General features: G+C 42.6%; 32 protein-coding genes. 28 read left to right on the top strand and 4 right to left on the bottom strand.

The window, feature by feature from the left end:
* Window positions 1-21: 21 nt before the first annotated feature.
* The 7 genes from queF to I6N90_RS10580 all read left to right on the top strand — a co-directional run bounded on the left by queF (window position 22) and on the right by I6N90_RS10580 (window position 5671).
* Window positions 22-519 (top strand): preQ(1) synthase, encoded by a 498-nt coding sequence (gene queF, locus I6N90_RS10610; protein ID WP_197935475.1) that lies wholly within the window; start codon window positions 22-24, stop codon window positions 517-519.
* 126 nt (window positions 520-645) lie between these two features.
* The gene (locus tag I6N90_RS10605) at window positions 646-1224 is read left to right on the top strand and encodes a DUF1273 domain-containing protein (RefSeq protein WP_197935474.1); all 579 of its coding nucleotides are present in this window, start codon (window positions 646-648) and stop codon (window positions 1222-1224) included.
* Window positions 1225-1689: 465 nt separating this feature from the next.
* Window positions 1690-2133, top strand: a complete 444-nt coding sequence (locus tag I6N90_RS10600) for a hypothetical protein (protein WP_197935895.1) — start codon at window positions 1690-1692, stop codon at window positions 2131-2133.
* Between the two features lie 498 nt (window positions 2134-2631).
* Window positions 2632-3987 (top strand): S-layer homology domain-containing protein, encoded by a 1356-nt coding sequence (locus tag I6N90_RS10595; RefSeq protein ID WP_197935473.1) that lies wholly within the window; start codon window positions 2632-2634, stop codon window positions 3985-3987.
* Between the two features lie 206 nt (window positions 3988-4193).
* The gene (locus I6N90_RS10590) at window positions 4194-4583 is read left to right on the top strand and encodes a phage holin family protein (protein ID WP_197935472.1); all 390 of its coding nucleotides are present in this window, start codon (window positions 4194-4196) and stop codon (window positions 4581-4583) included.
* 161 nt (window positions 4584-4744) lie between these two features.
* Window positions 4745-5146, top strand: a complete 402-nt coding sequence (locus tag I6N90_RS10585) for a hypothetical protein (RefSeq protein WP_232242849.1) — start codon at window positions 4745-4747, stop codon at window positions 5144-5146.
* A gap of 135 nt (window positions 5147-5281) precedes the next feature.
* Complete coding sequence (locus I6N90_RS10580) at window positions 5282-5671, top strand: cytochrome C oxidase subunit II (RefSeq protein WP_197935471.1); 390 nt, start codon at window positions 5282-5284, stop codon at window positions 5669-5671.
* A 70-nt stretch (window positions 5672-5741) separates the two neighbouring features.
* Here I6N90_RS10580 and I6N90_RS10575 read toward each other — a convergent pair whose 3' ends face one another.
* Entirely contained in the window at window positions 5742-5999 is a 258-nt protein-coding gene (locus I6N90_RS10575) for a hypothetical protein (protein ID WP_197935470.1), read from the bottom strand.
* 126 nt (window positions 6000-6125) lie between these two features.
* Between I6N90_RS10575 and I6N90_RS10570 the strand changes: the two genes are divergently transcribed.
* From I6N90_RS10570 to I6N90_RS10505, 14 genes are all read left to right on the top strand, one after another.
* Window positions 6126-6413: a Dabb family protein gene (locus tag I6N90_RS10570; RefSeq protein ID WP_197935469.1), complete on the top strand. Its 288-nt coding sequence runs from the start codon at window positions 6126-6128 to the stop codon at window positions 6411-6413.
* 151 nt (window positions 6414-6564) lie between these two features.
* A complete protein-coding gene (locus tag I6N90_RS10565; RefSeq protein WP_197935468.1) occupies window positions 6565-6987 on the top strand; it encodes a DUF86 domain-containing protein in 423 nt (140 codons plus the stop codon).
* Window positions 6988-7038: 51 nt separating this feature from the next.
* Complete coding sequence (locus I6N90_RS10560; protein WP_197935467.1) at window positions 7039-7707, top strand: helix-turn-helix transcriptional regulator; 669 nt, start codon at window positions 7039-7041, stop codon at window positions 7705-7707.
* Between the two features lie 77 nt (window positions 7708-7784).
* Window positions 7785-8336, top strand: a complete 552-nt coding sequence (locus I6N90_RS10555; protein ID WP_197935466.1) for a DUF948 domain-containing protein — start codon at window positions 7785-7787, stop codon at window positions 8334-8336.
* 76 nt (window positions 8337-8412) lie between these two features.
* Window positions 8413-8967 (top strand): YtxH domain-containing protein, encoded by a 555-nt coding sequence (locus I6N90_RS10550; RefSeq protein ID WP_197935465.1) that lies wholly within the window; start codon window positions 8413-8415, stop codon window positions 8965-8967.
* Between the two features lie 188 nt (window positions 8968-9155).
* The gene (gene racE, locus I6N90_RS10545) at window positions 9156-9971 is read left to right on the top strand and encodes a glutamate racemase (RefSeq protein WP_197935464.1); all 816 of its coding nucleotides are present in this window, start codon (window positions 9156-9158) and stop codon (window positions 9969-9971) included.
* A gap of 128 nt (window positions 9972-10099) precedes the next feature.
* Window positions 10100-10978: a M14 family metallopeptidase gene (locus I6N90_RS10540; RefSeq protein WP_232242848.1), complete on the top strand. Its 879-nt coding sequence runs from the start codon at window positions 10100-10102 to the stop codon at window positions 10976-10978.
* A 111-nt stretch (window positions 10979-11089) separates the two neighbouring features.
* Window positions 11090-11323 carry a hypothetical protein gene (locus I6N90_RS10535; RefSeq protein WP_197935463.1) on the top strand — a complete coding sequence of 78 codons (234 nt, stop codon included), beginning with the start codon at window positions 11090-11092 and terminating at the stop codon, window positions 11321-11323.
* A 42-nt stretch (window positions 11324-11365) separates the two neighbouring features.
* Window positions 11366-11668, top strand: a complete 303-nt coding sequence (locus I6N90_RS10530) for an iron-sulfur cluster assembly accessory protein (protein ID WP_197935462.1) — start codon at window positions 11366-11368, stop codon at window positions 11666-11668.
* Between the two features lie 38 nt (window positions 11669-11706).
* A complete protein-coding gene (locus I6N90_RS10525) occupies window positions 11707-11934 on the top strand; it encodes a DUF1450 domain-containing protein (RefSeq protein ID WP_197935461.1) in 228 nt (75 codons plus the stop codon).
* A gap of 126 nt (window positions 11935-12060) precedes the next feature.
* On the top strand, window positions 12061-12675 hold the full coding sequence (locus I6N90_RS10520; protein WP_197935460.1) for a DUF3990 domain-containing protein: 615 nt from the start codon (window positions 12061-12063) through the stop codon (window positions 12673-12675).
* A complete protein-coding gene (locus I6N90_RS10515) occupies window positions 12635-12940 on the top strand; it encodes a hypothetical protein (protein WP_197935459.1) in 306 nt (101 codons plus the stop codon). Before I6N90_RS10520 ends, I6N90_RS10515 begins: the two co-directional genes overlap by 41 nt.
* Before the next feature lie 147 nt (window positions 12941-13087).
* Window positions 13088-14461, top strand: a complete 1374-nt coding sequence (locus I6N90_RS10510) for a PDZ domain-containing protein (protein ID WP_197935458.1) — start codon at window positions 13088-13090, stop codon at window positions 14459-14461.
* A gap of 86 nt (window positions 14462-14547) precedes the next feature.
* Window positions 14548-14841: a hypothetical protein gene (locus I6N90_RS10505; RefSeq protein ID WP_232242847.1), complete on the top strand. Its 294-nt coding sequence runs from the start codon at window positions 14548-14550 to the stop codon at window positions 14839-14841.
* A gap of 220 nt (window positions 14842-15061) precedes the next feature.
* Here the strand turns inward: I6N90_RS10505 and I6N90_RS10500 are convergent, their stop codons facing one another.
* Together I6N90_RS10500 and I6N90_RS10495 are read right to left on the bottom strand one after the other, a co-directional pair.
* Window positions 15062-17113, bottom strand: coding sequence for an LTA synthase family protein (locus I6N90_RS10500; protein WP_197935456.1), 2052 nt, complete (start codon window positions 17111-17113; stop codon window positions 15062-15064).
* Window positions 17106-18254, bottom strand: a complete 1149-nt coding sequence (locus tag I6N90_RS10495; protein WP_197935455.1) for a THUMP domain-containing class I SAM-dependent RNA methyltransferase — start codon at window positions 18252-18254, stop codon at window positions 17106-17108. Before I6N90_RS10495 ends, I6N90_RS10500 begins: the two co-directional genes overlap by 8 nt.
* A 135-nt stretch (window positions 18255-18389) precedes the next feature.
* On the opposite strand from I6N90_RS10495, the gene I6N90_RS10490 reads away from it, so the two are divergent.
* Window positions 18390-19022, top strand: a complete 633-nt coding sequence (locus I6N90_RS10490; RefSeq protein WP_197935454.1) for an O-methyltransferase — start codon at window positions 18390-18392, stop codon at window positions 19020-19022.
* A gap of 272 nt (window positions 19023-19294) precedes the next feature.
* On the opposite strand, the gene I6N90_RS10485 is transcribed toward I6N90_RS10490, so the two are convergent.
* Window positions 19295-20488, bottom strand: a complete 1194-nt coding sequence (locus I6N90_RS10485; RefSeq protein ID WP_197935865.1) for an MFS transporter — start codon at window positions 20486-20488, stop codon at window positions 19295-19297.
* Window positions 20489-20919: 431 nt separating this feature from the next.
* Here I6N90_RS10485 and I6N90_RS25065 point away from each other — a divergent pair, with 431 nt between their 5' ends.
* The 6 genes from I6N90_RS25065 to I6N90_RS10460 all read left to right on the top strand — a co-directional run bounded on the left by I6N90_RS25065 (window position 20920) and on the right by I6N90_RS10460 (window position 26507).
* Window positions 20920-21045 carry a hypothetical protein gene (locus tag I6N90_RS25065; protein WP_269669481.1) on the top strand — a complete coding sequence of 42 codons (126 nt, stop codon included), beginning with the start codon at window positions 20920-20922 and terminating at the stop codon, window positions 21043-21045.
* Between the two features lie 247 nt (window positions 21046-21292).
* A complete protein-coding gene (locus I6N90_RS10480) occupies window positions 21293-22969 on the top strand; it encodes an ATPase, T2SS/T4P/T4SS family (protein ID WP_197935864.1) in 1677 nt (558 codons plus the stop codon).
* Window positions 22970-22995: 26 nt separating this feature from the next.
* A complete protein-coding gene (locus I6N90_RS10475; protein WP_197935863.1) occupies window positions 22996-24030 on the top strand; it encodes a type IV pilus twitching motility protein PilT in 1035 nt (344 codons plus the stop codon).
* Window positions 24031-24073: 43 nt separating this feature from the next.
* Window positions 24074-25285 (top strand): type II secretion system F family protein, encoded by a 1212-nt coding sequence (locus tag I6N90_RS10470; protein WP_197935453.1) that lies wholly within the window; start codon window positions 24074-24076, stop codon window positions 25283-25285.
* 56 nt (window positions 25286-25341) lie between these two features.
* The gene (locus tag I6N90_RS10465) at window positions 25342-25695 is read left to right on the top strand and encodes a prepilin-type N-terminal cleavage/methylation domain-containing protein (RefSeq protein WP_197935452.1); all 354 of its coding nucleotides are present in this window, start codon (window positions 25342-25344) and stop codon (window positions 25693-25695) included.
* Between the two features lie 38 nt (window positions 25696-25733).
* Entirely contained in the window at window positions 25734-26507 is a 774-nt protein-coding gene (locus I6N90_RS10460) for a prepilin peptidase (protein ID WP_197935451.1), read from the top strand.
* Window positions 26508-26511 lie beyond the last annotated feature (4 nt).

Genomic DNA, 26511 nt, shown 5'->3' with positions numbered 1-26511 from the left:
GAGAAAGGCGTGTGCTTTACGATGGAAGGAAGAAACAAAGAAGAGCTTAGCGGTATTACGCTGCTTGGCAATCAAGGAACACAATATCCGTTCAACTATGCACCTGAGGTGCTCGAATCATTTGACAACAAACATCCCGGTCGTGACTATTTCGTTAAATTTAACTGTCCGGAATTTACTAGTCTTTGTCCGATTACAGGACAACCAGACTTCGCAACAATTTACATTTCGTACATTCCAGATGTACGTATGGTGGAGAGCAAGGCGCTTAAACTATACTTGTTCAGCTTCCGTAACCATGGCGATTTCCATGAGGACTGCATGAACATCATTATGAACGATTTAATTGCTCTTATGGACCCTCGTTATATTGAAGTATGGGGCAAGTTCACACCGCGCGGGGGCATCTCGATCGATCCTTATTGCAATTGGGGTCGTCCAGGTACTAAGTACGAAACAATGGCAGAGCACAGATTAATGAACCACGATATGTATCCAGAGAAAATAGACAATCGCTAGAAGGTTGTTACTTAGCCGGAAAACTAGCGAGAGAAGACCATGCGATCGTACTGCATGGTCTTTTTTGTATGGATGACATAAAATAGGAGTAATTGGGACGACTTAACCGCAAAGGCGATGTTACAGATGAAAAATGTGTTAATTACAGGTTATCGAGCGCATGAGCTGAACATATTCAGCCAGAAACATAAAGGGATTATTTATATTCAAAAAGCGATTACAAACAAGTTGATTCCTCTTATAGAGGAAGGGCTTGAATGGGTCATAACGCCGGGGCAATATGGTGTAGACTTATGGGCTTGTGAAGCCGTTATTGCACTCAAAAGCCAATATCCTCATTTGAAGTTGTCTATACTGACAGCTTACAGCAATCCTGAAGAGAGCTGGAAGGAGGATAAGAAGACGTATTTCCAGCAGCTCCTGAACGGTGTCGATTATTATGCCTCTGTGACGAAGGGCGAATATGAAGGTGTTTGGCAGTTTACGGCGAGGGATGAGCTTATGCTTCGCAAAACGGATGGCATTATTCTTGTCTATGATGAGGATGGGGGAGCGGGTAGTCCGAGATTTATGAAAGAGAAGGCGATGCGGAAGTCGCAAGCTGATGGTTATCGCTATATCTCCATTGCTTCTGATGACATTCAAAGTATTGCAGATGAGGAAAACTATCGGGAGTTGGAAGAGACGTTTCCTGAGGAGGATTAACTAACTTTAATATATATGGCTAGACTAGTAACTCTAATCGTATAAAGAAAGTGGTGTTTGATTGAAATGTTTGACCATCAATCAAGAATGTGGTTTTTAGCTCCATCCTATGGCAGGACACCAGATCTCTTATTTTTTGTAAGTCCCCCTATTTGAAGATTCATGAGGATCAGTGAACCGCTGTCACTGAAATATCTGTAGTAAAGTAGCTTGAAATCAAAGATATGATAAAAATAATAAAAAGTCGTGAACGCATCGAGGTCACATAATGGGAGCAATCGCAATTTGAATAAGACTTCCTGCAAACTAATCCAAAAGGTTGGTTAGGAATGGATTGTTCCAAGTCCCTATCTACAGTTGATTACATAATTTCTTTTTATTGACAATCAAAAAAGTCGGTAATACGATTGATCTAACACATCCATCTATAGGAATGTGACTATTAATCATAGGAGGTTAGTTGATATGCGAGGTTCAAACAAAATGAAATGGAAACAATTCTGTCTTTTTTTCATTGCCCTAATGTTTATGATTCCTCCGGTTACAATCGCATCTGCTGAATCTGCTGAATCTGCGGAACTAGTTGAAGCTGAAGTCGTTCTTTCCCCACCTGGTTGGCAACAAATAGGCCGTAGTCTCTTGTATCGTTCAGGAGGATATTTTAGAAATGAAGTAGTTTATTCCACTGGAGGAGATCTTAAGGTTTGTTCTACAAGATATGGGAATTTTACTTTAATGGAATATGATCCTGGAACTAATAGAGATGAAGTTGTTTCTAGCAAGTGGATATCGGGTTGTGAGATATGGGAAGATATAGGAAGATTTGTTGACGGTGATAATAATCGAGCAGAGTTTTATGTTATTACACGTAGTGCCGAACATCCTACATTTATAACAACTTACGATTAAACAAATAAGTTATGGTAATGAGAGGGTTCCTTGTGATAAACGAGGCCACTGAAAAAGTCCAAACTCTATGAACAGGATACTTTAACCTCAATTATGAGGAAGGATATCCTGTTTTCTCGTATAATAAAAGTATTTATTTCAGGTGGTGCCTCGGATGATCTCAAATCAACAATCCCTTAACCTCAGACGGTCAAGTAGTGCTATTATTGGAGATCGACAAGCTAAAGAACAGCGATAATAATTCTGATGATTCATTAATTGAAGATTGAGTAGAAGTGGTGGCGGATGATGAAAGAGACGATGAAGGAACTGAAGAAGAGACATTAAGCAAGCGGACACTATAGTTCAATTAAACAGCAACAGTTTAGAAATGTATGATCACTTAAAACTAGTAAATTATTGTTGACAGTTTTCTTGAGAGATTGCTATAATTCACCAATACCATTAATTCCGATTGGATAAAGTGGAATTATATTAACTCTCAGGGAGGTCATGAAAATGACATCAGTTAAATCAAAGGGCAGCAAGTGGGTAGTGGCGCTTCTTACCACATTTACGATTTTGTTCACAGCATCGAACATGAGTGCAGCACCACTCGCAACTCAAGAGGGAGTAATTGGCGCGGCGGAGTACAAGCTTTTTTTGGAAGACAAGTTTGACCTTAATTTGACTGGGAAAGTTACGAAGGGCGATTTCATAGAGGCAGTAGCTTCCGTACTAGATTACGAGGCTAAAGAAAAGAAGGTTGTATTTTCTGATATAAAGGCTGAAGATCCGTTGTACGATGCAGCGGCTGCTCTATATGAGCAAGGTATTTTGAAAGGTCCTGCAATTGGCGGAGATCAGGTTCTGACAAATGCAGCAGCAATCTCTATTGCAGTCAGAGCAGCAAATCTAGAGGAACTGGCTTATACATATCCAGCTGATAAAGTAGAAGATGTATTCAGTGATTTGAAACTTAAAAGCGCTGGACTAGGCAAACATGTAGCACAGGAAATTGCAGCAGCAGTGGATACGGGAGTACTCCCAGCATCTTATTACAGCAATGGTCTGCAGCCAAAAGCTGCTGTAAGCGAAGATTTGGCGAATGTGCTGATCGGCAAAATTTTGGAGACTAAAGGTCTTTACAAAAATTATATTGGTTTTGTTTCGGACGGAGATATCATCTCAAAGCTGAACCAAGCGTATGCGACTTCTGATATTATTGATGCTCCAAAGCTTCAAAAGCTAGTAAATACAGCACTAGAGCAGAAGCTTATTACGGGTTACAACATTAAGGATGCTAGATTTGAGTCTAATTTCGTAGACTCTTTGTCACTAACGTATGGACATTCCGACTTGACGCATGCAATTCAGCTAATTGGTCTGTTGCGTAGCGAAGGACTTGATGCGAAAGTACAATTCGAGCCGAAAACATCCGCATACGTTCATTTAAAAGAGTGGGGCGATCCAGGTCCGAACGTCGTTCAAATTACGAACGGCAACTTCATCGCTTTTGCAAAAGAATATGATTTGGAATTTGAATTTTTAACCGCTGCGGATAAAGTAGCTTTCCAAAACGTTATTTTCGCATATGCGAAAAAGAATGAAGAAAATCAATCTGGTCTAATCGCTGGCTCGTGGTGGCAGCCGCTTTATTTCTCCGCTACAGAAATTAAAGATTACGAAATTATTACAAATAACCTCATTACAGATGCTAACAGTCCATACGTTGTTCATGCGTTCTCATTAAATGCTGAGTCCGAAAAAGTAGTAAAGGGCTTTAAATCAATTGATCCAGAAGCAAAAATTACTCCGTACCAGTTCTGGGTGGATGTACCTTTCTTTAACTATCTTCATGGTGAATCGAAGTAATAGGTCGATTACATCCGTTTCAAAGCGTGTTTAATCGTGTGATAGAGAAGCTGACTGTCGTATCCGACGGTCAGCTTTTTCGTCTTCTAAAGAGGCAGTTACCCTTTTTATATAGAAATGAACATGTAGGGGACAAGTCAACAGTCATTCTACTATCTCGCTGCATATAATAGGTCAAGTGGTTGAAAGAGAAGAGGTGGCGAGTAATGTGGATGGTATGGATATGTTCTCTATGCGGTATATTAGGCTCAGTCATCACGTTTGCATTCGGTAGCTGGACGGAGTCGCTTACCTTTTTATTGGTTGCAATGGGGGTAGACTATGTGTCGGGCGTGTCTGCATCCCTTAAGGAAGGAAAAGGTCTGAGCAGTGCATTCGGCTCATGGGGCCTTGCTCGCAAAGGATTGATGTTGCTCGTCATTTTGTTAGCGCATCGTATCGATGTTTTGATGGATACCAATGGTATGACGATGGGGGCGGCAATCTTTTTTTACATTGCTAATGAATTAATTTCTATTACCGAAAATTATGGGAGGTTGGGGCTACCGCTGCCTGACCGTATCCGCAAAATAATCGAGGTGCTGAAGGACAAATAATAATTCGCCCCTCTTTACCGCCGCAGCTGCTGCGGTTTTTTTAACTTGCATGACGGAGCGGAATTTGCATATAATAAGAACAGATGTTCTGTTTTGTGGCGGAGGGGGATAATGTCTGTCTCTGCACATGAAACCAGTTGTATATGCATGGAGGGGTGGCAATGGCCGCTAACAAGGTAGAGGGGCATGGTGAGGTTCGTACAACTTCATCTCCGCCAATTCAAAGAGAAGAAGAGCTTGAACTAGTCAAACGATATGTGTTGTTAGGTATTGTTATGCGCATATTGGATCATGATATCCGAGTGATCGGTACTTCGGGAATTAAACTTCCGCGTTTCTATGAGTCGCTGCTGCGCAGCATTCAGGATCGTGTTCTGCTTGATTCGGCTGACACGCGCAGGCAGTTCCGAATGCTGGGAATTAAGGTGTATGAAGAGAAGCAAGAAGCGGATGGTATGCATACGAAATATGTTTGCCGAGGCTACCATCACCAATTTTTTATGCTGTGGGGATTCGTCAAAGCAGAGTCGGAGCGGGTGCTAAAACAATATTTGTCTCGATAAGACCAAAATTGTTCATTATTTTGTCAAAAAAGAAAAAAATATTTTCCTTTTTCCGTAGTTTAAGGTTGAGAACTTCGGACGATCTTATGTAATATAAGAAGTAGACATTAAGATCGTAAAGGGGAGCACGTAGCAATGCACAAATGGATCATGTTCATAGTCTTTACAGCGGCGTCGTTGCTGGGCTTATTTTTGCTCACATTCAAAATGCCGGATAAGCCGGTAGACGAGTCAGCTCTACTTCCACCAGGCGTTTCGCTTATGAAGATCGTGGCATCAAATGATTTTACTTTTAATCAAGAAGTATTTACAGCAAAAGTAGGCGACAAAGTTATCATGAAGCTGCAAAACAAAAGCGGCGTACATGGTATCAAGATTGATGCATTAAATGTTTCACTTGATAACGACACACCAGAGACACAAGTAGAATTCACTGAGCCGGGCGAATATGAAATATATTGTTCGATTGCATGTGGAGTAGGGCACAAAACGATGAAAGCAAAACTAGTCATCGAAGCTGCATAATCCAGATAGGAATGGAAAAGGAGCCGAAAGGCTCCTTTTTTAATATAAGCTGGGTAACAGGGAAGTGGAGCTAGGCCGTGCTACCTCTCCGTCTCTGGTCGCGGGCAATGAGCAGATCTGCAATGAAACCAAGCAGTCCCCAGGAGAGAATAGTTAGCGCATACATAAGGAGTACACTCACTTCATGGATATCTACAAAAAAGGTAGCAATCCATACGGGGATGCTGAGCATGAAAAAAACCATATTATGCGGATCGTAGCCCGTATAATTGAACGCGCAGATGGCAACTCCGATAAGGGTTGCAATGACTGTGAATCTGTAGCGCATATGCGGTGAACTCCTTTAACTAAAGATTGCCGTAATGCGATGCCATAGGTTATTATGTGACAAAAGGACAAAACTCATGCTGTTAGCGCCATTGGCGAAATATACGTACTACAGGAGGCATCATTTATGATTACCCATATCGTTAGCTTCAAGCTTAAAGACAATAGTGAGGAAAGTATTGCGCGCACTGTTGCGGTACTTAGAAACATGGAAGGCAAAATTGACGAGCTGAAGCATATTGAAGTAGGTGTTGATTTCCTTCGTTCCGAAAGATCTTATGATATTGTCCTTATTACGAAATTCGAATCTAAAGAAGCTCTTGATGCCTACCAAGTTCATCCTGAGCACAAAATAGTTATTGAGCATATGCTGCAAGCGCGTGAAGCTTCCGTCAGCGTAGATTTCGAGAGCTGAGAGGTAGGTTAAGCAGTTATGTCTGAAATGCGAGATGTATACGAGATGTTGACTTATTTGCTAGTGGTCATTATTAGCAGCATCGTAATGGTCGTATGGTTGAAACGTAGAGCAAAGCGCAAGAAGTAAAGCTGAAAGCAGGGAATGAACAATGTATTATGTGAATCAGGAACAAATAGCAGTCCGCTTAAATACGATTCCAGAGCTTTCGGACGTACTTAAGGAACTTGCCTCTGATTGGCAAGGGAATACACTTCAAGGACTTGCGCAGGAGAGGGCACTTCATTTAGCTATTGAAATCGTAACAGATGTAGGAAGTTATTTGATTGATGGTTTTTTGATGAGAGATGCGAGCAGTTATGAGGATATTATTGAAATAACGGGTGCTGAGGGAGCTTTCCCAGTAGCGATTCAGGAAACACTTATTCAGCTTGTTAAGCTTCGTAAGCCAATTGTACAGGACTATTACACGTGGCAGAGAAACGAGCTGCACCCATTAACGGGTGAGCTTGTGGAACTGCTTCCAACTTTTAAGCTTTCAATAGAGCGCTATTTGGAACAAGAACTGAAATAGTTACACTATAAAAGTGCAGGGATCATTCGACCTGTACGCGGAGGTAGCAGCATGAAACGAAGCGAAGGAGATATAGCGAGCGAGCAACAACAAATGGCTGGCGGCTCAACGCGCGAACGAATACTGCTGCTTCTAAAGACGAATGGGCGTATGAGCGCTAATGAATTGTCGTCTCATCTTGAACTAACCGAGATGGCGATTAGGCGGCATATGTATGAGCTTGAGCGTGAAGGTAGTGTACATATCGCCTCCCTTCGTCAACCAATGGGCAGGCCGCTACATATGTTTGAGCTTACAGCAGCAGCAGACGATCTTTTCCCGAAAAATTATCATACGCTCACGATAGATTTGCTTGCTGAATTAGAGGAAGATCCTGAATACGCACCGCTTATTGATGTGATGTTCGAGGGGCGAAAGCGGAAGCTGCATGAACGTTATGCACCACGAATGGTAGGTAAAAGTTTAGAGCAGCGTGTACATGAATTAGCCTCGATTCAAAATGCGGGTGGATATATGGCTCAAGTGGAAAAGCAAGACGAAAATGAATATATATTACACGAATACAATTGTCCCATCACTAGTGTTGCAGGAAAGTATGGGCAGGCTTGCAGTTGCGAGCTTGCATTATTCCGCTCTTTATTAGAGGTTTCAGTGGAGCGTACGGAATGTCTCGCCAAGGGTGGGAGCAGATGTAGTTACTTCATAGGGAATAAAGCTTGAGAAATGGAATGACCTATACAAAATGATCGTGAAGTCCGCGAATAGAAGCGGGCTTCTTTTTTTTGTCTCCAAGTATTGTGTCAAGTCAAGCCCATGCTGACTATACTGTCATTACGTTAATGGGCATTCGTCTAGTCTGGGGCGCAAGAGTCGCCATAGATGCTCGAGGAAGAGAGGAGGTTGCTGTAGTGGCAGAGTGGAGCGCAGTAGCAGCAGCAGGAGCGTTTATTTTATTAGTTGCGGGAGTACTCTTTGCAATTCGATCCTTATTAATCCGCTTATCTCGTGTGCAGTCATCTGCAGAAGCGATTCAAGCCGATATGCATCTTTTATCGACGGAAATAGAATCAGTACTGCAAACGACTCATGAAGCTGTTCGAGCGTTACAGCGAGGACTGGAGAGTACAGAAGGGCTTGTTCAGGCTGTACGTCAGGTTGGTGGTACTATTCAGCATACGACATCAGCTGTAGAACGTGTTACTTCAACATTGTCAGCTTCGGCAGTAAAACATGTGGAAGGTATCGCAGAAAAGCGTCATATTGCTGAAGCTGTACAATGGGCGGAACTGGGCTTAACTGCATGGCAGCTATGGCAAGCTCGCCGTAAGGATAATTCTGACTCGTATTAAAAGGGTGTTCTCGGCGAACTCTGAATCAAAGAGCTAAGACGAAAGGTACTTTAAGAACAAAAGGAGCGATACTAATATGTCAACACGTAAAGGGACAAAAGGATTTTTGCTGGGTGCGTTAGCTGGAGGGGTAATCGGATCTTTAACAGCGCTATTGTTGGCTCCAAAGCCGGGTAAGGAACTGCGTCAAGATATTTCAACGGGAGCTAGGAAAGTTGGAGATAGTACGGTTAAAGCAGCAGGCCGCGTTGGTGAGCAAACAGGACGCATCGCCAAAGGGATTGGTGACCAAGCGATCCATCTTGTTGATTTAACGAAGCAAGCTGCAGGTAATGTGGTTAACAGTGTCAAAGGCACCAAAAAAACAGTCACAAACGACGAATCGATTGGGAACTTCGCGATAATTTCTGGTTCAGCCACGGGAGTGGCGGCAGAGGCTGCGGCTGAGTTAGGCACAGAAGTGGTATTGGACACAGCATCGGAATCGGAAATAGCAACGGAATTGAGCACGGTGGATGAATCTGAAACTAACGTGGACGTAGTCGCAACAACGGATGATGAACTCGCTTTAAATACAATCGAATCGACTGACGAAGTGGAAACGGAAATTGAAGAGAAGGATCAGGTATAAAGATATGCAAAACGAACGACGAGAGAGCCAGCGCTAAGATTGCAGCGCTCGGCTCTTTGTTGTGTCGATGGGTCTATTCTTGATCCTTGTCCAAATATGCGATAAGATGTAGGTACGTTTTCTAAGCATAAATCATATGCTATTGTGTCTCTGACTAGGAATCATTTCATCTTGTTGAAGAAAGCGGTGTGTCTGTGCAGCAACCGATTGCAATATTTGATTCCGGCGTAGGCGGCCTTACGGTAGTGAAAGAAGTAATGCGTCAACTGCCGCGTGAAAAAATTATTTATTTCGGAGATACGGCGCGTACCCCGTATGGTCCGAGAACATCTCAAGAAGTTGTTCAATTTACTAGAGAAATCGTTGATTACTTAATTCAATTTCAACCTAAAATGATTGTAATTGCTTGCAATACCGCTACTGCGGTGGCGCTGAACGACATACGCTCTAGAGTAGCAGTTCCCGTTGTAGGGGTTATTAATCCTGGCGCGCGTGCAGCTATTGGCAAGACGGTGACAGGCTGTGTCGGAGTAATCGGTACAGTAGGTACGATAAAAAGTGGTGCGTACGAGCAAGCGCTGCGGGAATTGTCACCGCATGTTCAGGTCGTTAGCGAATCTTGCCCTCAGTTTGTTCCTTTAGTAGAAAGGGGCAATTTCCGTTCTATAGAAACGTACGATGTCGTTCGAGATTCAATCTCACATATGCGGAGTTATCCCATTGATTGTTTGATTTTAGGTTGTACGCATTATCCGTTTCTAGCAGAGACGATATCCGAGGTAATGGGCAGCGAGGTCAATCTAATCAGTTCAGCAGATGAGACAGCACGTGAGATTAGTACAATTTTGCAAGACAAACGTAAGCTTGCAAGAAATGATCAAGTGCCTGTGCATCAATTTTTCTGCAGTGGTGATCCGTTAATGTTCAAGATGATTGCTCAGCAATGGTTAGGTGAACAAATTGATTTAACTCCTGTCGTCTGGCAGGTTCCTAATATAAGTTAGGGTTGATTGACAATGCCGTCTCTAATTAGAGGCGGTTTTTTTACTGTTTACAATTACTTATAGGACAAAATGTAACCCGCATATGATGATAAGAGCGCATTCGATCGTAATGGGGGAGACAATTGACATTGAGCGAACAGTACAGTTATGACATAATGATGGAACAGTGCGAGCGATTAACGGCCAATAATCCGTCAATTAGATCTTATCAAATTGGTCATAGTGTGATGGGGAAACCGATTATCGCACTTCGTTGTGGTTGTGGTCCACGATTAGTGCATGTGAATGCATCATTTCATGCTAATGAATGGTTAACTTCCGCATTGCTTATGCGATTTATAACCGATTTATCTGGAGCTTATGCACATGGCAATCGATTAGGTGGACAGATCGTTCAGGAACTTTGCAATGAGACGACATTATGGGCAGTTCCTATGGTGAATCCGGATGGTGTAGAACTTGCTCAAAGAGGAGTCCATCCTTCGCATCCACTGTATGAGAGGCTACTGGAATGGAATGGTGGGTTAACGGATTTTAGCGGCTGGAAAGCTAATATTCGTGGTGTCGATTTGAATGATCAGTTTCCTGCATACTGGGAAGAAGAGTGCAAGCGTAGAGGTGTTATTGGACCAGCTCCACGCGATTACCCAGGGCCTTATCCTTTAAGTGAGCCAGAAGCGGCTTCATTAGCGGAATTGACAGAAAAGATATCGTTTCATTCTGTTATCGCGCTACATACACAAGGTCGAGAAATTTATTGGAATTATCGCGACCGTGAACCAGCAAATGCAGAGATGCTAGCAAAACGGTTAGGTGCAGCAAGCGGATATAAGCCGGTTAAGTTAAGTGGAAGTGATGCAGGATATAAGGATTGGTTTATTTACCGCTTTGGTCGTCCAGGGTTTACCGTTGAAGCAGGGTATGGTGAAAATCCGTTGCCAATGAGCAACTTTGAAGAAATTTATGTAGAAGTACGTTCATTGCTACTGGAATCGCTTCGGCTATAGGCCGAAGCGATTTTTTAGGATACTCGACCAGACCACAGGCCAGTATAAGAGGAATTAGCGATTGTGTTATACTGGGGAATAAAGAAAGCTATAGCAAAGGTGGTTAACGACATGGGAAAGCTGCTGTCATTACGGCACTGGAAAAATACTTTTGCTCTTATATTTCGGGTATTAAAATCTCGTGATGTTCTTCTGCGGGACAAGCTGTTGTTCGCTATACCAGTGTTGCTCTATTGGATTATGCCGGATTTCCTTCCGTTTATACCGGTTGATGATATTGCTGTAACGATGATTATTTCAGAATGGTTTGCCCAGAGGATGGCGAAGAAGTATAATATAAAATAATGATGTTTATTACTGTGTAGAATGTGAAGGAGTTGGAAAGAAATGAATTGTAAAATTTCCCGCAATGCGGCGAAGATGATAAAGCTCGAGCTAGATAAACCCGAAAACGAAGGTAAATTGCTTAGAGTGTTTGTAACTCATTCACATGGCGATCACGCTCATTATGGTATGGGAATCGACGAGCCTACGGATAACGATGTAATTGTAACGACTGACAAAGAAATCGATGTGATATTGGAGAAAGACAATGCGTTTCTAGATGGAATCCGTGTTGACTATTTCTACGTCCCAGAAGAAGGATTTGCAATTACGAATCCATCCAAGGGCAATCACGGAGATCATTAAGCATCGCGCTTAGGCGAAGCGGGATGGGACGATAACAGATGGCTATCAATGATATACGTGTTTGCGAAAAGTGCAAGCATATGCAGATGAAGACGACAGTTGCAAAGATAACGAAGCTAGCACCTGACGCCGACATCAAAGTAGGCTGCAAATCCTATTGCGGGCCTTGTGCCCGCTATGCCTTTGTTTTTATTAACGGGCGTTATATAAAAGGCGCTACTGAAGATGAGGCAATTGAGAAGGCTATGGTTTATTTAAAGAAATAATACTTATACTAATAGAAGTGAATAGTAAGCCTGCGATGAAACCCAACAACGAAATAGTGTGTTGGGTTTTTTGTCTTTTTTGACTGTTTCAATTTTATATTTCGATTGAATGGGAAGGGGCAACGGATGGATATTACGACACCGCAATTACTGTATCATGGAACAACGAGTAACAATATAGACTCTTTTAGCAGGCAACTGCTCCACTCCAACTATTGGAGACCAGGCAAAGACTTCGGTGAAGGTTTCTATACGACGATATCGATTGCACAAGCGAGAAGATGGGCGCATAAGACAGCAAAGGAAGCGTGGGACGGAGGCAAGCCATGTGTGCTTGTCGTAGAACTTACAAGTCTTCCTCCTAATGTGGAGCCACTATTATTTTTGTCGGATTCGCCAGCTTGGGCTTCCTTTGTATACAACCATCGCAAAGCATCAACAAAGGGAATTGACCCGTGTGACTCTCATCCAGATATAATTATTGGCCCAATGGCTGACAATGACACTGGAAAAATCGTGCATAAAGGGTTACAATTAAACAAAAATGACGAATGGTTTTATGATCAGATTGTACGATCGCAAAAGGGCAGAAAGTTAGATGCTCTTAAGCTTGGTAATCAAGTTGTGTTTGCTTCGGAACGTTGGGAATCGCATCTTGCATTAGTTGGATATCATATTTATGCGGGAGGAAGGTGGATATATGGGGACGCCTCAGACGCAAGTGAGACTAAGTCTGTATGAGCGCGGAATAGCTGAAGCGCTGACTGGACAATATGGCTATACACCAAGCGCTGCTAGAGAGCTTGTTGTAGACTATATTACTGTCATTCGAAGATTAGGCGGCTACGAACAAAGTGGCCATTATGCAGAATTGATTGATCGCGCCCATCATTTGGGGCAGTCGCCTTCCCAGTGGTTGCAACGCATAATAGAAATCGAGCAAGGCGAAGCAAGAGACCGCGGCATTGGAGAAGAGCAACGGCATTATTTGCAAAGTAAATATTAAGGTTTTGCTCGCACGAGTTTAATTGATTTAGAGAAGTAGTACTGAAATCTATAGACAAGAGAACGTGAGGCGTTATCGTGCACGGCTCTTGTCTTTTTTGCATGCTGGTCTGTTCGTGATTGATGATTTAGTTTAGGAGGCTTTCGTTTGAACAAACGCAAAAATCGTAGTAAGACTTTATATTATATAGGATTGTTGGGTGCAATTTGCAGTCTTATCGGGGCTGAAGTGATATGGTTACCCGCTCCATTAACGACAAGCGGGGGTATACAGTGGATTGAGATAATCGATTGGCTTTATTACGGGTTAGCGCTGTTTCCGCTCTGCTGGGCAATAGGAGCGTCGATATTATTGGTCAATGAAAAATCGTCGCTAGTCATTAAGGCTGTGAGAGCTGGTATTGCAGTATGTAGTTGTCTCATTATTAAAGTGATATGGTTCGCACCGAAATCGATGATACTGTTGCTCATTTTTACTGTGGCAACAGTTCTGTTGATCTTTGTAGACTTACTTAGTTCTGAAGCAAAGGAGCGTTCAGGTTTTCCTTGGAAGAGCGGTAGAATGATCGTTGGAATGGTTGTTTTACTTGCCTTGCTCCTCTTTCCAACGGGTTACAATGTGACCTACCCGGGTATGACGCTCAACTTAAATCGTTATGCACATGTAACCGGAGGTGCTTCGGGCGGGACGATAAACGGTGTTCTTGTATTTGATCGGCCTGCGGTGCTGGCGGATCGATTATTTGGGCAACTGTTTCCGCTCTATCAGTTTGAACGTATGCAAGAGGATGAACCATCAATTTCAGAAACGTATGCGCAAGTCATCGCGTTGAAGACGGACGCTAACCGTGTAGCAACAGCTATCGCTCTGGAGAAAGTTGGCATCGGGAAAGGTGCAGTTGCAGATGGGGTACTGGTCGTTGCAATAATGAAGGATAGTCCTGCAGAAGGCAAGCTGCATGCTGGCGATATTATTGATGAATTGAACGGCAAACCAGTAAACGAAGTTGGAGAAATGATTGCATACATGGAGGAAGCGGTTAAACCTGGACAACATGTAACAGTGGAAGTAAGGCGAGGTAGTGAGGTAGTCAGCGTCGATATAGAGACGAAGCTATCCGAGCAAGATGCCAAACGTGCTGCTTTTGGTGTATCTGTTCAGACGGAAGTGAAGCTAGATACTCCACGTGAAGTTGTATTTAACGATTATATTGCTCACCTAGGCGGCCCATCCCATGGTGCTATGCTAACGTTAGCTTTTATCGATCAATTGACACCAGGCGGCATTACGGGGGGACTACATATTGCAGGAACAGGGACTATTGAATCGGATGGCACAATTGGCATGGTAGGTGGAATCCCACAGAAAGCTTACGCTGTGAGTCGGACAGAAGCAGATGTGTTTTTTGTCCCTGTCGAAGGAGCAGAAGCGGCAGTTGAAGCAGCACCAGGTCTTAATGTTGTAGCGGTTGAAACGATTGATGATGTGTTGGAATGGGTGAGGATGAATAAGGGAGGCTGACTTAAAACCAATGATTAAGCTCAGCAATAAAAATAAGATAGGGATAGCTTCACTCGTTGGTATCAAACGTAAAATTCCCTCATTATGTGAAACCTGATTTCAGTAAAAGATATATGTTAATACTCGGATATAATGAGGAAATTGATTTTTACGTATCACCCGTTGTGCCTAATCATATTGAATTGAACGATGAACAAATAGCCACGCTTAAATATAATACAGATGCGTTCGGTACTGATGAGAACGATAAGGGTGATCAGATGTTTTTTAGCGTTGAAAGTTTGGATCTACAGGAAGATGAAGATCGTATTACTGGGTTGAGTAAGGAGTTATTTAAGCAATTTAGAGCAGAAATAGCGAAGAAGAAGCAGGTTAAGTGAAGTCGATGATAGTAATCAATATTAGAAAATAAATAGAAACGATTCCATCTGTATTTAAGCGCAAATATACATTTAGTGTTACCGTGTCGAGCAATATTCTCAGATATTTAGCGTATAAATGTACTTATTCTCTCGTAAAGGCGAGATTTTAAAATGTTCTTAGCGTATAAATGTGCTTATTCGTTCTCGTAGCAGCATTCCAATATAGAAAAGGGCTGTTTCATTTTTGAAACAGCCCTTCGCTCGCTTCAATAGCTCCATTGTTCTTAAAGGAGCGAAGTAGGTCACCCATCACAACTCGATCAGACATCATAAGCTCCATATCGGCCAATTCTGTCATCGGGAGACATACATCCGTATCAAGATGCTCGCCTGTATTGACAGCAAAACACTTACCATTTGCGGGTAACCCATCCGCAGAAGGAATAAAGTAATGCTTCCCATCAGTCCAAGAGCCATTACGCTGAATGACAAGTCTAGTTTCTTCGACTTTCTCTGTTAGCAGGGGTGAACCTAGCCAGTTTGGATCTGTCGCAGACAAACCTAATAAATGCATTAGAGTTGGCATAATGTCTAGCTGTCCGCTCACAGACGCATAATTGCCTGCTTTTGCGCCATCTGGTAGATGAATGAATAGTGGAACCTGCTTAGTAATCTGCTCTCTCTCCAGCTCACTTGAGGTGTTCTCCATATAGCGATCGTAATGCTCCCACTCTTGTATTGCGCTGTCATGATCTCCATATACAACAAGTATGGTGTTATCCCACAATCCCTCCGCTTTCATACGCTGGATCAGTACACCAATAGCAGCATCTGCATAATGAATGCTCTGCAAATAATTACCCATCATCGTACCTTCTAATTCTTCAACATCTAATTTCTGCTCGGCAACAGGCATTTTGTACGGGTGATGGCTTGCCAACGTAATCAAAAACGAATAAAAAGGTTTTGTTTGTTTTGTGATGACATCCATCGACTGTTGATAAAACGATTTGTCACCAACTGTCCAGCCAACTCGTTCCTCCAATTTGAAATGATTTATACTATAAAAGTGGTCATAGTCCATATTGCTATACATGACGTTTCGATTCCAGAAGCCACCCTGATAAGGATGAAAAACAGTTGTCGAATAACCAGCCTCTTTCAATTTCTCGGGCATGCACTGAAAGTCATGGGTGGGGTATTGAATAAACACGGAGCCACTCTTCATCGGTTGAAGAGAGCAGTTCGCAGCGAAATCAGCATCGGATGTGCGGCCTTGGGCGGTTTGATGATAAAAACGTGAGAAATAAGCACTTTCCTTCATAAACTCGTTCAGTACGGGAGTAATTTCTTGCCCTCCAATTGACTTGCCGATCATAAAGTTTTGCAGCGATTCTACTTGCACCATTAAAACGTTGCTACCAGCATAGGCCCCAAACAGGGGATCGTTTTCGAGTGCTCCTCTCGTCTGGCCTCGTTCACTCATCCACAGTTCTGTTTCAGTAATCTGATTGGCTGTAACAGTTTGAGCTCCAAACCAATTCACCTTTGCATACCGATACACATCATATCCGTGATAACCAAGACCTCCAGAGACGTTATAGATAGCTAAATTCCACCAATTTCTCTCAAAAAGACCTTTCGCCCACGTGTCAGTGGCGTGATTAACATTGACAAAGAACATTGAAGCTCCTAGCGACAGAATGGTCGCACTTGTTCCTATACGGATGATCAGTTTTCGTGTGATGTGATTACTTGAGGTTGATGCCGGCTTATTTTTAAGATCTGAACGACCCCTCCAAAGGATATAGATGGCAAAAGGGAGGAGTACGACAGCATCAACAAACAGCCAAAAGTCGCTCAGCTTCAGTAAACTGGAAATGCTACCACCAAGCGATTCCAATTGGTTTAATTGAAGTAAAACAGGCACTGAAATTAGATCCTGAAAGTAACGATAGTAGATGACATCAGCAAAGAGCAGGGTGGAGAGCCCCATATTTAAGCCGATTAACGACAAAATCCGTCCACGAGTCGGGAGCAGCAACGTCCAGAACGATACTAAAAAAACGGCTCCCGTCTCGACGATGGCATCCGTTTTGTTCATATCCATATAAAGCACTGACAATAGTTTTGAGAAAAAATAAAGCTTCCAAACCATTGCTGCTGCAAACAGCAAGAGGTCGACAACGACTAGACGGTCGAGCCACATAAGAATATGGCTCGTCCCACTGCGTAGTCTTCCTTGCTTTTCCCGCACGTTACCACTAGCGGATTGGTACTGTTTAGTCATTCCGTTTCTCTCTCGGAGGAAGCGGGCCGAAAAATTGGTAGTACTCACATTGAATACGACCATTAAACAGCTTCCGCTTTTTATCCGCTGGACGTCCCATATAATGTTCAACCTTTAATGAAGGTGTAATAGCAAATACAGACCATGTTGGGTAATGAAGCGTTGTAAGACCAAATTGTCTAATCGCCGCTTCAGCTTCAATCTCATCACCTAGTCGTTCACCATATGGTGGATTCGTAATGATTACACCGTAATCTCCTTGAGGTTTAACTTTGGAAACGGGCAGGACACTAAGTTTAATGTCTTTAGCGAATCCAGCACGTCTAATTGCAGCTTCTGCAATATCTATGGAGTGTGGATCAATATCAGATCCCGCGATTTGAAGTGGAATATCGTCTTTAACGGAATCGTAAGCTTCTTCGCGCGCTTCGTTCCACAGTGCTTCAGGAACGTTGCCCCAGCCTTCGCTGTTGAAATTTCTACGAATTCCCGGAGCGATGTTCCAACCGATCATTGCAGCTTCAACAAGGAACGTTCCTGAGCCGCAGAACGGATCGTAGAAAGGACGTTCGGGACGCCAGCGGCTTAATTGGATAAGAGCTGCCGCCATCGATTCACGGATTGGAGCTTCAGTAGACGCAAGGCGATATCCGCGCTTATGCAAGCCGGCACCAGATGTATCTAATGTAAGAAGAGCTTCATCGTTTAAGATAGATACTTCGATAACGTACTTACCGCCGTCCTCTTGGAACCATTCTGTACCGTAACGGTCTTTCATTTTTTCAACAACAGCTTTTTTGACGATCTTTTGACATGCTGGAACGCTGGAGAGCTGGGATTTGTGGGAACGTCCGTTTACTGGGAACTCTCCGTCCTCTGGAATCCATTCCGGCCAATCGAGCGCTTTTGTCCCTTCGAATAATTCTTCAAAGGTTGTAGCTTTAAATTGACCCATATTAATTAATATACGGCCTGCTGTACGCATCCAAAGGTTGGTGCGGCAAATATCAGCGGGTCCGCCAGTGAAGTTAACTCGTCCGTTCTCCACTCGCAAATCGTGATAGCCAAGCTCCTTTAGCTCACGTGCTACTACAGCCTCAAGCCCCATTGGGGAAGTAGCAATCAATTGCAGTTGTTTCATCTTGCACACTCATTTCCATTAGTAATAAAAGAAGCCTATGGTGTTTCTTGTAACGTACCTAATAAAAACATACAATTAAGTATAGGCGAAATAGATACACATTTACAAATAGGTACTGAGGAGAGAACGAAGAAAATGTCAGTTGAAGAACAATACGTAGATTCTTTATATGAAGCAGACAGCGAACTTGAACGTGTAAAAGAAGGAATTGCAAGCAACGGAATGCCAAGCATCTCTGTTGCTGACGGTTATGGAAGATTACTTACGATGCTTGTTCGGTTAGCAAAAGCGAATAAGCTTCTTGAGATAGGAGCACTTGGAGGTTATAGCGGCATATGTCTTGCGCGCGGTTTGAATGAAGGTGGCTCGCTTGTTTCACTGGAGTTATTGCCAGCGTATGCAGAAGTGGCGAAAAAACATATGGTAGAGGCGGGTCTCGGCGATAAAGTAGACTACTTAATAGGTGATGCTAAAGAAAGTTTGGCAAAACTGAAAGAGGAAGGACGTAAATTTGATTTCTTCTTTATTGATGCAGATAAGGAAGGATATCCTGTATATCTAGAATATGCGATAGAGCTTGCTGAACCGGGAGCTATTATCGTAGGTGATAATATATTATTGCGTGGAAGAACAACAGATGAGGCGAAACAAGGCCCAGCAGTAAAAGCAGTTCGTTCATTTAATGAAAAGATAGCGACAGATGAACGTTTGGAAAGTACGATTTTGCCAGGTTACGATGGACTAGCTATTGCAAGGGTGAAGGGATAGAAGAAAGAAGAAAGAAAAAAAGAAGAAAGAAGAAAGAAGAAAGAAGAAAGAAGAAAGAAGAAAGAAGAAAGAAGAAAGAAGAAAGAAGAAAGAAAGAAGGACCCTACGAGCAGGTCATTTTGACTGCGTTCGGAGGTCCTTCTTTCAATTGTAGATAAGTGTTCTTTAGTAAAGCTCGATTTTATGTGACTTTTGCAACTGTAAGGGTCAAAACCACCTTTGCAGAGCGAAACCGAGCGACCCAGGAAGAAACAAGGCTCAAACGGAAGGTTTCACTTGTGCCTCAGCAGTGTTTGCCATACCCAAAGTCCGTTCAGCAGCATCAAGGCACCCGAAACGAGAAATAAACCTTGGATGCCGATGTAGCCAGATAATGCTCCCCCCGTAATAGGTCCAATCATATTACCTAAACTTAATGTGCTTGTATTAAAGCTATATGCTCGGCTTTCCATACCATCAGGCGTGTAAGTACGAATCAACGCATTAACAGCTGGGATGAGTCCACCTAAAAATAACCCTAGTCCGAAACGAGCCCAAAAAAGTTGCCATACAGATTCAGCTAATGCTTGTGGAATAAAAGCTAATGCGGCGCCAACCAATGATACGGCAAGCACTCGCTCAGCTCCGATTCGATCACTTAGCTTGCCGAGCAATGGTGAAGCAATCATATTCGATAAGCCAGCTGCCGAGCCGACAAAACCAGCAAGGAAAGCGATATTAAGTACACTTCCATGGAGCTCTTGTACATAAAGTGGCAATAAAGTCATCGGACTCATACTCGCGAATTGAATAAGAAAAGTTACGCCAAATAGAGCCATCAACTGTGGAATGCGACTAATCCGTTTAAAGCCTGCAATAACGGACGTTTGTACGCGAGACGCAGCTTTGGCAAGATCAAACGATTCCTTCACAACAAACAAAGCAAGCAATGAGGCGATAAATAATAGTGCCCCTGTAATATAGAAAATCGGCCTAAAACCGACCGCATCTGCAAGCAAACCTCCCATAAAAGGCCCCAATATTGTGCCTGCCATAGCCCCTGATTGTATAGAGCCCATCGCAAACCCCATTCGTTCCTTTGGCGTCGTTGCAGAAATGAGTGCAATCGAAGCTGGATTGAAGCCCGAGATCGTTCCGTTCAACATTCGTAGAAAAAGGAGATGCCACGGACTAGTAGCAAACCCCATCAGCACCATTACGATCGCCATGCCGAATCCGGAACGGAGAAGCATCATTTTACGACCATATCGATCAGATAACTTACCCCATATCGGTTGAAATATAAAAGCGGTAACGAAGTTCCCAGCAAAAATAACGCCTGCCCATACTCCAATCTCATGGGGATCAGAAAGCCCGAGTTCAAATTGTAAATAAAGCGTCAGAAAAGGAATGATCATTGTCATTCCAGCCATCACAAGAAACTGCCCAAACCACAAAACGATTAGATTTTTTTTCCACTGTTCCATAGCGTTAGTATACCATATTTCCATTTTTATTTATGCAAAATCTCGCCCAATTTGTAGGTCCTAAATCCTAGTCATTTATGTTAAGTGTTTGTTCAAAGAGTAGTGGTATGTTGGTCACAAGATGAAATATGTCTAATCTAAATGATTAATGTCGATTGAAAAGTGACTTTTGGCCGATTAATATCGGTTCAAATAGGTCTAGTTCGACAGGAGTCTGGTTAGGAGCGGGCGGAGAGGAAAATTTGAATGGAGGTTATGAATGATGTACAAAGGGAAGTTAAACAAGTACATTGCCGTGTTTTTGACTGTATGTCTAGTTGTCACTTGGTAAAATTAATTGAATGATGCGGACGAAAGTGGAAGCCGAGCTTATTGCTTCAGTTAATAGCTAGGAGCGTAATATTTGGATTTTTGTACCGGTATGAACATTTATGGAACACGCACTTCAAGTTCCTAAAGATGCAGAAGAAATCTTTGAGCTTGCAGAAGATGCAATCTTCTATATTAGGATCCATATCGTAGTTGATATAAAAAATCTTCAAAACATCCTTAACTAAAATAATGAAGTGAGGCATGTGAAATATTTGGTAAAAGAAGGCTTGAGGAGTTATTCTCAAGCCTTTTTTTCTATTCTTTTATATATCCGAGCAGGTTTATCGAAATAATTTAGAATAATAGACCGTTCCACCTACTTTTAGGACTATAGTCATTGACACCGAGCGCTGATATTGTTTAAAATTAGTAGTAAACTTATTCTATTTTGGCTTATTGTTAGGTTAAAATACCTATTGGTTGGTGATGAAGATGTCGGCTGCCCGCAAGAGAATCGGAGATTTGTTGCTAGAGTCCGGCGTTATAACGGAAGAGCAATTGAAGTTAGCTCTGGAGAAGCAACGCAATACGAAGATGAGGCTCGGTGATACGCTCATTACGATGGAGTTTATTACACAGCAACAATTTATTGAGGCGCTGGAATTTCAACTTGGCATACCACATGTGCAATTATATCGATATAAGATTGACCCTAAGATAGTAGCACTTATTTCTCAGAAACTAGCTGACCAGCATTGTGTTATTCCACTTCGGATCGAAGGTAATAAGCTAGTGCTCGCGATGGCGGACCCACTTGACTATTTCGCAATTGATGAGATTCGTATCGCGACTGGATTGCGGATTGAACCCGTCATTGCATCCAAAAATGAGCTTGTGAATGCTATTAATCGTTACTACGGCCTACAAGACACAATTGAACAAATTACTCAAAATCTACAGCTACGAGATTTAGACGAAGATACAGCGATCAAGGATGAAGACTCTCCGGTCGTCAAGACGGTAAACGGTATTATTACACAGGCTGTACAACTTGGAGCAAGTGATATTCATCTCGACCCACAAGACAGTGGTTTCCGTGTTCGATATCGGGTGGATGGCGTTATACGTACAGAGCGAACGCTCCCTCCTGGCATGCACGCTATTATGGCTGCTCGCATTAAGATTATGGCGAATATGAATGTGGCTGAGCGAAGGCTACCGCAAGATGGCAGGGTTGAGCTTGAAGTTGATCGACGGAAAATTGATATTCGGGTGGCGACACTGCCTACAATTCATGGTGAGAAGGTCGTTATTCGTATATTGGATTTGGGACATTCACTTGCGGATATTAAGAAGTTAGCTTTCTCTGAACGAAATGAACGAGTATTCCGAAGCTGTATTGAGAGTGCTCATGGTGTTGTTCTAATTACAGGTCCAACGGGAAGCGGGAAGTCAACTACTCTTTATTCTGCTCTAGCACATTTGAATCGTGATGACGTCAACATTATAACAGTAGAAGATCCCGTCGAGTTTCAATTGGAAGGTGTTAATCAAGTTCAAGTGAATGTGAATTCAGGATTAACATTTGCTAGAGGGCTTCGCTCTATTTTGAGACAAGATCCGAACATTATTATGCTAGGGGAAATTCGAGACTCTGAGACCGCAGAAATTGCAGTCAGAGCAGCAATGACAGGCCATCTAGTTCTAAGTACATTACATACGAACAGTGCAGTAAGCTCTATTAGCCGACTTATTGATATGGGAGTAGAGCCATTTCTTATTTCTTCGTCGGTAAATTGCATTATCGCACAGCGTCTCTTAAGACGAATATGTACAGAATGTTCCAGCTCGTATGAGCCTAATGATGAAGAGGTCACTATTCTAAAATCTAATGGATTTGGAGCAGAACGACTGCACCGTGGAACCGGCTGTGCAAATTGTGGTCGGACAGGCTACAAAGGAAGAATTGCTGTTCATGAAGTATTGAACCTTGATTCAAAACTGAGATCTTTAGTAATGGCGAAAGCATCTGATCATGAATACGATGCACATGCTATGAAACAAGGAATGATTCCTATCATGCACGATGCAATAAATAAAGCCATTTCGGGTTTTACGACACTCTCCGAAGTATTCCGTGTTCTTGGGCAAGGGGATGACCAACATTGATAGGAAAAGAGATTGAAAATAGGACGATGAGTGTAGCTGAAATCCTTCAAATTGCATATGACATGGGAGCATCAGACATTCATATTACAGTAAACTCTCCCGTTTTACTTCGAATACATGGTAGCTTGATTCCGTTGAATTCAGCTTTGCTCAATCCTCAGCATACTCATAATTTGGCTAAGGAACTAATGACAGATTTGCAGTATGACAGTTTGATGGAACAGGGTGAAGTTGATTTCTCTTATGGAATTCCGAAGTTATCGCGATTTAGGGTTAATGCTTATAAACAGCGTGGAAGTGTTGGACTAGCTATTCGAATAGTGCCGAGTGTAATACCTACTATGGAGCAATTACAATTGCCGCTTATTGCAAGAGATTGGATCAGTAAACCACAAGGATTAGTACTTGTAACGGGTCCTACTGGAAGTGGGAAGTCAACAACACTTGCTTCGATGATTGATCATCTCAATCGGACGGATAATGCTCACGTCATTACACTTGAAGATCCGATCGAGTTTATTCACGACCATAAGAAATCAATGGTCAATCAACGTGAGGTAGGTTTAGACACGGCATCCTTTTCATCAGGCCTCCGAGCTGCACTTAGACAAGATCCAGACGTCATATTGGTTGGGGAACTACGTGATCTTGATACGATTAGTACGGCCATCACTGCAGCTGAAACAGGACATCTTGTATTAGGGACATTACATACAACGGATGCTCCACAAACGATTGATCGCATTATTGATGTATTCCCATCAAATATGCAGGCACAAATAAGAATACAGCTCGCTTCTGTATTGTTAGGTATTATGTCTCAAAGACTCGTTCCACGGGTAGATCGCAGAGGTCGTGTAGCTGCATTTGAGATATTAATTAATAGTCCTGCTGTATCGAACTTGATTCGTTCCGAAAAGGTGTATCAAGTACGTTCAGTTATGCAGACCAATCGGTCGATTGGGATGTTGACGATGGAAAATTCACTTCGAGATCTTATTCAGAAACGACTAATCTCACTTGAAGCCGCGCGTGAAACGTTACCTGGATTGGGCGAGTGATGAGTATAGCAATTGAACACAGAAACATGGAGGTGGAGTAAGGATGCCAAAGTATCGGTATAAGGCTGTCACATCGGCAGGGAAAAAGTCAGTTGGCATGCTTGAAGCAGTCTCCATTCAAAAAGCTAGAGAAGTTATAAGCGAAAAGGGCTTATGGGTTACAGATATTATCGACGCCAGTGAAACAACGTTGTATAAAGAAATTTCTCTTGGTGGACCGAAAGTAAAGACGGACCAGTTCACCATATTTTGCAGGCAGCTCGCAACGATGTATCGTGCAGGTGTCAGTATCGTCGAAGCCATACAAATTCTTAGAGATCAAACGGCAAGCAAGACGCTCGCTAAGTTGCTGGATGAGATCGCAGAGAAGATGCGAGGCGGTCAGCAACTCTCAGATGCAGTTGCGTCTTACCCAACTGTATTTAGCCCAGTATTTGTATCGATGGTACATGCTGGTGAGGTTGCGGGTAATCTCGATATTATGTTGGAGCGATTAGCTATTTTTTTCGAAAAGGAAAGAAATACGAGGGAGAAGGTCAAGTCTGCAATGATCTATCCTGCCATCATGCTCATTATGATGGTGTTTGTCGTCATCTTCATGATGCTGTTCGTTATCCCGCAATATGCAACAAGTTTTGAAGGGATGGGAATGGAACTTCCACTGCCAACAAGGATCGTAATGGCGGTGAGTGAATTTACGCAAAGTTATTGGTACATCGTTATTTTGTCGATGTTCGTTCCAACTTTGATTTGGAAGTTGATTAGACGTACTGAAGAGGGGCGACAACGTACCGATTACTTCCTGCTTAAGCTTCCTGTGTTCGGAACGCTTTGGCATAAACAAGCTGTTGCGAGATTTTCGCGTACGTTCAGTTCTTTGCTTGTTGCAGCTATTCCGCTAATGCAAGGTTTGTCTATCGTAGCGAACGTCGTTAATAATGCAGCGATAAGTAAAGTCATCAATGATGTAAAAGATCAGGTTATGAGCGGTAACTCAATGGCGGAAACGTTCAAAGAGTCTAAATTGTTCCCGCCGATGGTCGTTCAGATGATGGCGATTGGCGAACGATCAGGAGCTATCGAAGAGATGCTTGAGAAGGTCGCTGACTTCTACGAAGCTGACGTCGACCAGATGGCAGATCGATTAAAAGTGTTAATAGAACCGCTGATGATATTGCTACTAACTGGTGTTGTTGGTGTAATTGTCATGGCAGTTATGATGCCAACATTTAAGATGATGGAAGGTTACCTATAACGGTTTCACTGCATTACCAAATAGATAAGCTTTTCAAATTGAGAGGAGAAATGTATATGTTGACAGCACTAAAAAGAAATGAAAAAGGTTTGACATTGATTGAGCTTTTGGCGGTTTTAGTTATTGTAGGAATTATTGCGGCAATCGCGATTCCGGCGATTGGGGGAACGATTACTAAATCGAAAGCGAAGGCTGATATTGCAACTGAAGCACTAATCAAAGAAGCAGCACTTCGGTATTTGGTAGATGAGGATATAATTGCAGATACAGCTGCTTTGTCCATTACTACAGAACTTGTAAACAAAGGTTATCTTAATATTACCCCAACATGGAATACTGTTGCGAATAAAAAAACACAATTTAAGGCTACTTTAAGTGGTGGTGCATGGTCTATACAACTAATTGCTTAATAATTATTTATTCATCTTTATCATGAGGAAGTGAAAACATGACGATTTTATATCTCCTCGCGTTTTTTATGACTGGATTATTGCTTGGAGGTGTACTAAACGCTGTGGCGAGTAGATGGGATACTAGATTACTAACCTATTACCCCCCTTCCTATTGTGTACAAAGCGCTGGCTCGCATCGACATCGCGGATCGATAATTCCGATGCTAGCGATTTTAAGTAAGAAAAATAGATGTTCCACCTGCGGCAACCGCACTTGGTGGCGTTACGCAATCGCAGAACCAATCACTGCTCTATTGTTCGCTTACTCTGCCTACCATGTTGGTATGCAGCCAGAATTAATTGCTTCATTGTTCTTGATATCAATTTTAGTCATCATCGTACAAACAGATTTGACAGATATGATTATTCCAAATGTAGTAGTTGCTTGGGGGATTGGGGGAGCCGTCATCATACGGCTCTTCATTCATCCCTTGCCGATATGGGATTATTTGATTGCTGCATTTGCGGGGAGTGGAGCTTTATTAGCAATTGGACTACTCGCTGGTTGGTTAGTGAAGAAGGAAGCAATGGGTGGGGGAGATATTAAGTTATATTTGTTTATCGGACTCATACTCGGGACGAAGCTGACTTTGCTAAGTTTGTTTCTATCCAGTGTAATTGGTTTGGTTGGCGGAATAGCACTGATCGTCGCAGGCAAACGCACAAGTGGTACAACGATTCCGTTTGGTCCTTACATCGCAATCGGTGCTTTATGTGCCTATTGGTGGGGAGATGGCTTGGTGGAGTGGTACATAGGGCTATTAAGCTAGCAAA

The organism is Paenibacillus sp. GSMTC-2017 (assembly GCF_016019935.1).
Taxonomy (GTDB): Bacteria; Bacillota; Bacilli; order Paenibacillales; family Paenibacillaceae; genus Pristimantibacillus.
Note: the sequence above shows the minus strand (reverse complement) of the source record. Positions and strands in the feature narration are given on the sequence as shown.

What these genes read in the sequence shown, in the direction of transcription:
- queF (WP_197935475.1), top strand. Translation starts at nt 22, where the DNA reads ATGGAAGGAAGAAACAAAGAAGAGCTTAGCGGTATTACGCTGCTTGGC.
- I6N90_RS10605 (WP_197935474.1), top strand. Translation starts at nt 646, where the DNA reads ATGAAAAATGTGTTAATTACAGGTTATCGAGCGCATGAGCTGAACATA.
- I6N90_RS10600 (WP_197935895.1), top strand. Translation starts at nt 1,690, where the DNA reads ATGCGAGGTTCAAACAAAATGAAATGGAAACAATTCTGTCTTTTTTTC.
- I6N90_RS10595 (WP_197935473.1), top strand. Translation starts at nt 2,632, where the DNA reads ATGACATCAGTTAAATCAAAGGGCAGCAAGTGGGTAGTGGCGCTTCTT.
- I6N90_RS10590 (WP_197935472.1), top strand. Translation starts at nt 4,194, where the DNA reads ATGTGGATGGTATGGATATGTTCTCTATGCGGTATATTAGGCTCAGTC.
- I6N90_RS10585 (WP_232242849.1), top strand. Translation starts at nt 4,745, where the DNA reads ATGGCCGCTAACAAGGTAGAGGGGCATGGTGAGGTTCGTACAACTTCA.
- I6N90_RS10580 (WP_197935471.1), top strand. Translation starts at nt 5,282, where the DNA reads ATGCACAAATGGATCATGTTCATAGTCTTTACAGCGGCGTCGTTGCTG.
- I6N90_RS10575 (WP_197935470.1), bottom strand. Translation starts at nt 5,999, where the DNA reads ATGCGCTACAGATTCACAGTCATTGCAACCCTTATCGGAGTTGCCATC.
- I6N90_RS10570 (WP_197935469.1), top strand. Translation starts at nt 6,126, where the DNA reads ATGATTACCCATATCGTTAGCTTCAAGCTTAAAGACAATAGTGAGGAA.
- I6N90_RS10565 (WP_197935468.1), top strand. Translation starts at nt 6,565, where the DNA reads ATGTATTATGTGAATCAGGAACAAATAGCAGTCCGCTTAAATACGATT.
- I6N90_RS10560 (WP_197935467.1), top strand. Translation starts at nt 7,039, where the DNA reads ATGAAACGAAGCGAAGGAGATATAGCGAGCGAGCAACAACAAATGGCT.
- I6N90_RS10550 (WP_197935465.1), top strand. Translation starts at nt 8,413, where the DNA reads ATGTCAACACGTAAAGGGACAAAAGGATTTTTGCTGGGTGCGTTAGCT.
- I6N90_RS10535 (WP_197935463.1), top strand. Translation starts at nt 11,090, where the DNA reads ATGGGAAAGCTGCTGTCATTACGGCACTGGAAAAATACTTTTGCTCTT.
- I6N90_RS10530 (WP_197935462.1), top strand. Translation starts at nt 11,366, where the DNA reads ATGAATTGTAAAATTTCCCGCAATGCGGCGAAGATGATAAAGCTCGAG.
- I6N90_RS10525 (WP_197935461.1), top strand. Translation starts at nt 11,707, where the DNA reads ATGGCTATCAATGATATACGTGTTTGCGAAAAGTGCAAGCATATGCAG.
- I6N90_RS10520 (WP_197935460.1), top strand. Translation starts at nt 12,061, where the DNA reads ATGGATATTACGACACCGCAATTACTGTATCATGGAACAACGAGTAAC.
- I6N90_RS10515 (WP_197935459.1), top strand. Translation starts at nt 12,635, where the DNA reads ATGGGGACGCCTCAGACGCAAGTGAGACTAAGTCTGTATGAGCGCGGA.
- I6N90_RS10500 (WP_197935456.1), bottom strand. Translation starts at nt 17,113, where the DNA reads ATGACTAAACAGTACCAATCCGCTAGTGGTAACGTGCGGGAAAAGCAA.
- I6N90_RS10495 (WP_197935455.1), bottom strand. Translation starts at nt 18,254, where the DNA reads ATGAAACAACTGCAATTGATTGCTACTTCCCCAATGGGGCTTGAGGCT.
- I6N90_RS10490 (WP_197935454.1), top strand. Translation starts at nt 18,390, where the DNA reads ATGTCAGTTGAAGAACAATACGTAGATTCTTTATATGAAGCAGACAGC.
- I6N90_RS10485 (WP_197935865.1), bottom strand. Translation starts at nt 20,488, where the DNA reads ATGGAACAGTGGAAAAAAAATCTAATCGTTTTGTGGTTTGGGCAGTTT.
- I6N90_RS25065 (WP_269669481.1), top strand. Translation starts at nt 20,920, where the DNA reads ATGGAACACGCACTTCAAGTTCCTAAAGATGCAGAAGAAATCTTTGAG.
- I6N90_RS10480 (WP_197935864.1), top strand. Translation starts at nt 21,293, where the DNA reads ATGTCGGCTGCCCGCAAGAGAATCGGAGATTTGTTGCTAGAGTCCGGC.
- I6N90_RS10475 (WP_197935863.1), top strand. Translation starts at nt 22,996, where the DNA reads ATGAGTGTAGCTGAAATCCTTCAAATTGCATATGACATGGGAGCATCA.
- I6N90_RS10470 (WP_197935453.1), top strand. Translation starts at nt 24,074, where the DNA reads ATGCCAAAGTATCGGTATAAGGCTGTCACATCGGCAGGGAAAAAGTCA.
- I6N90_RS10465 (WP_197935452.1), top strand. Translation starts at nt 25,342, where the DNA reads ATGTTGACAGCACTAAAAAGAAATGAAAAAGGTTTGACATTGATTGAG.
- I6N90_RS10460 (WP_197935451.1), top strand. Translation starts at nt 25,734, where the DNA reads ATGACGATTTTATATCTCCTCGCGTTTTTTATGACTGGATTATTGCTT.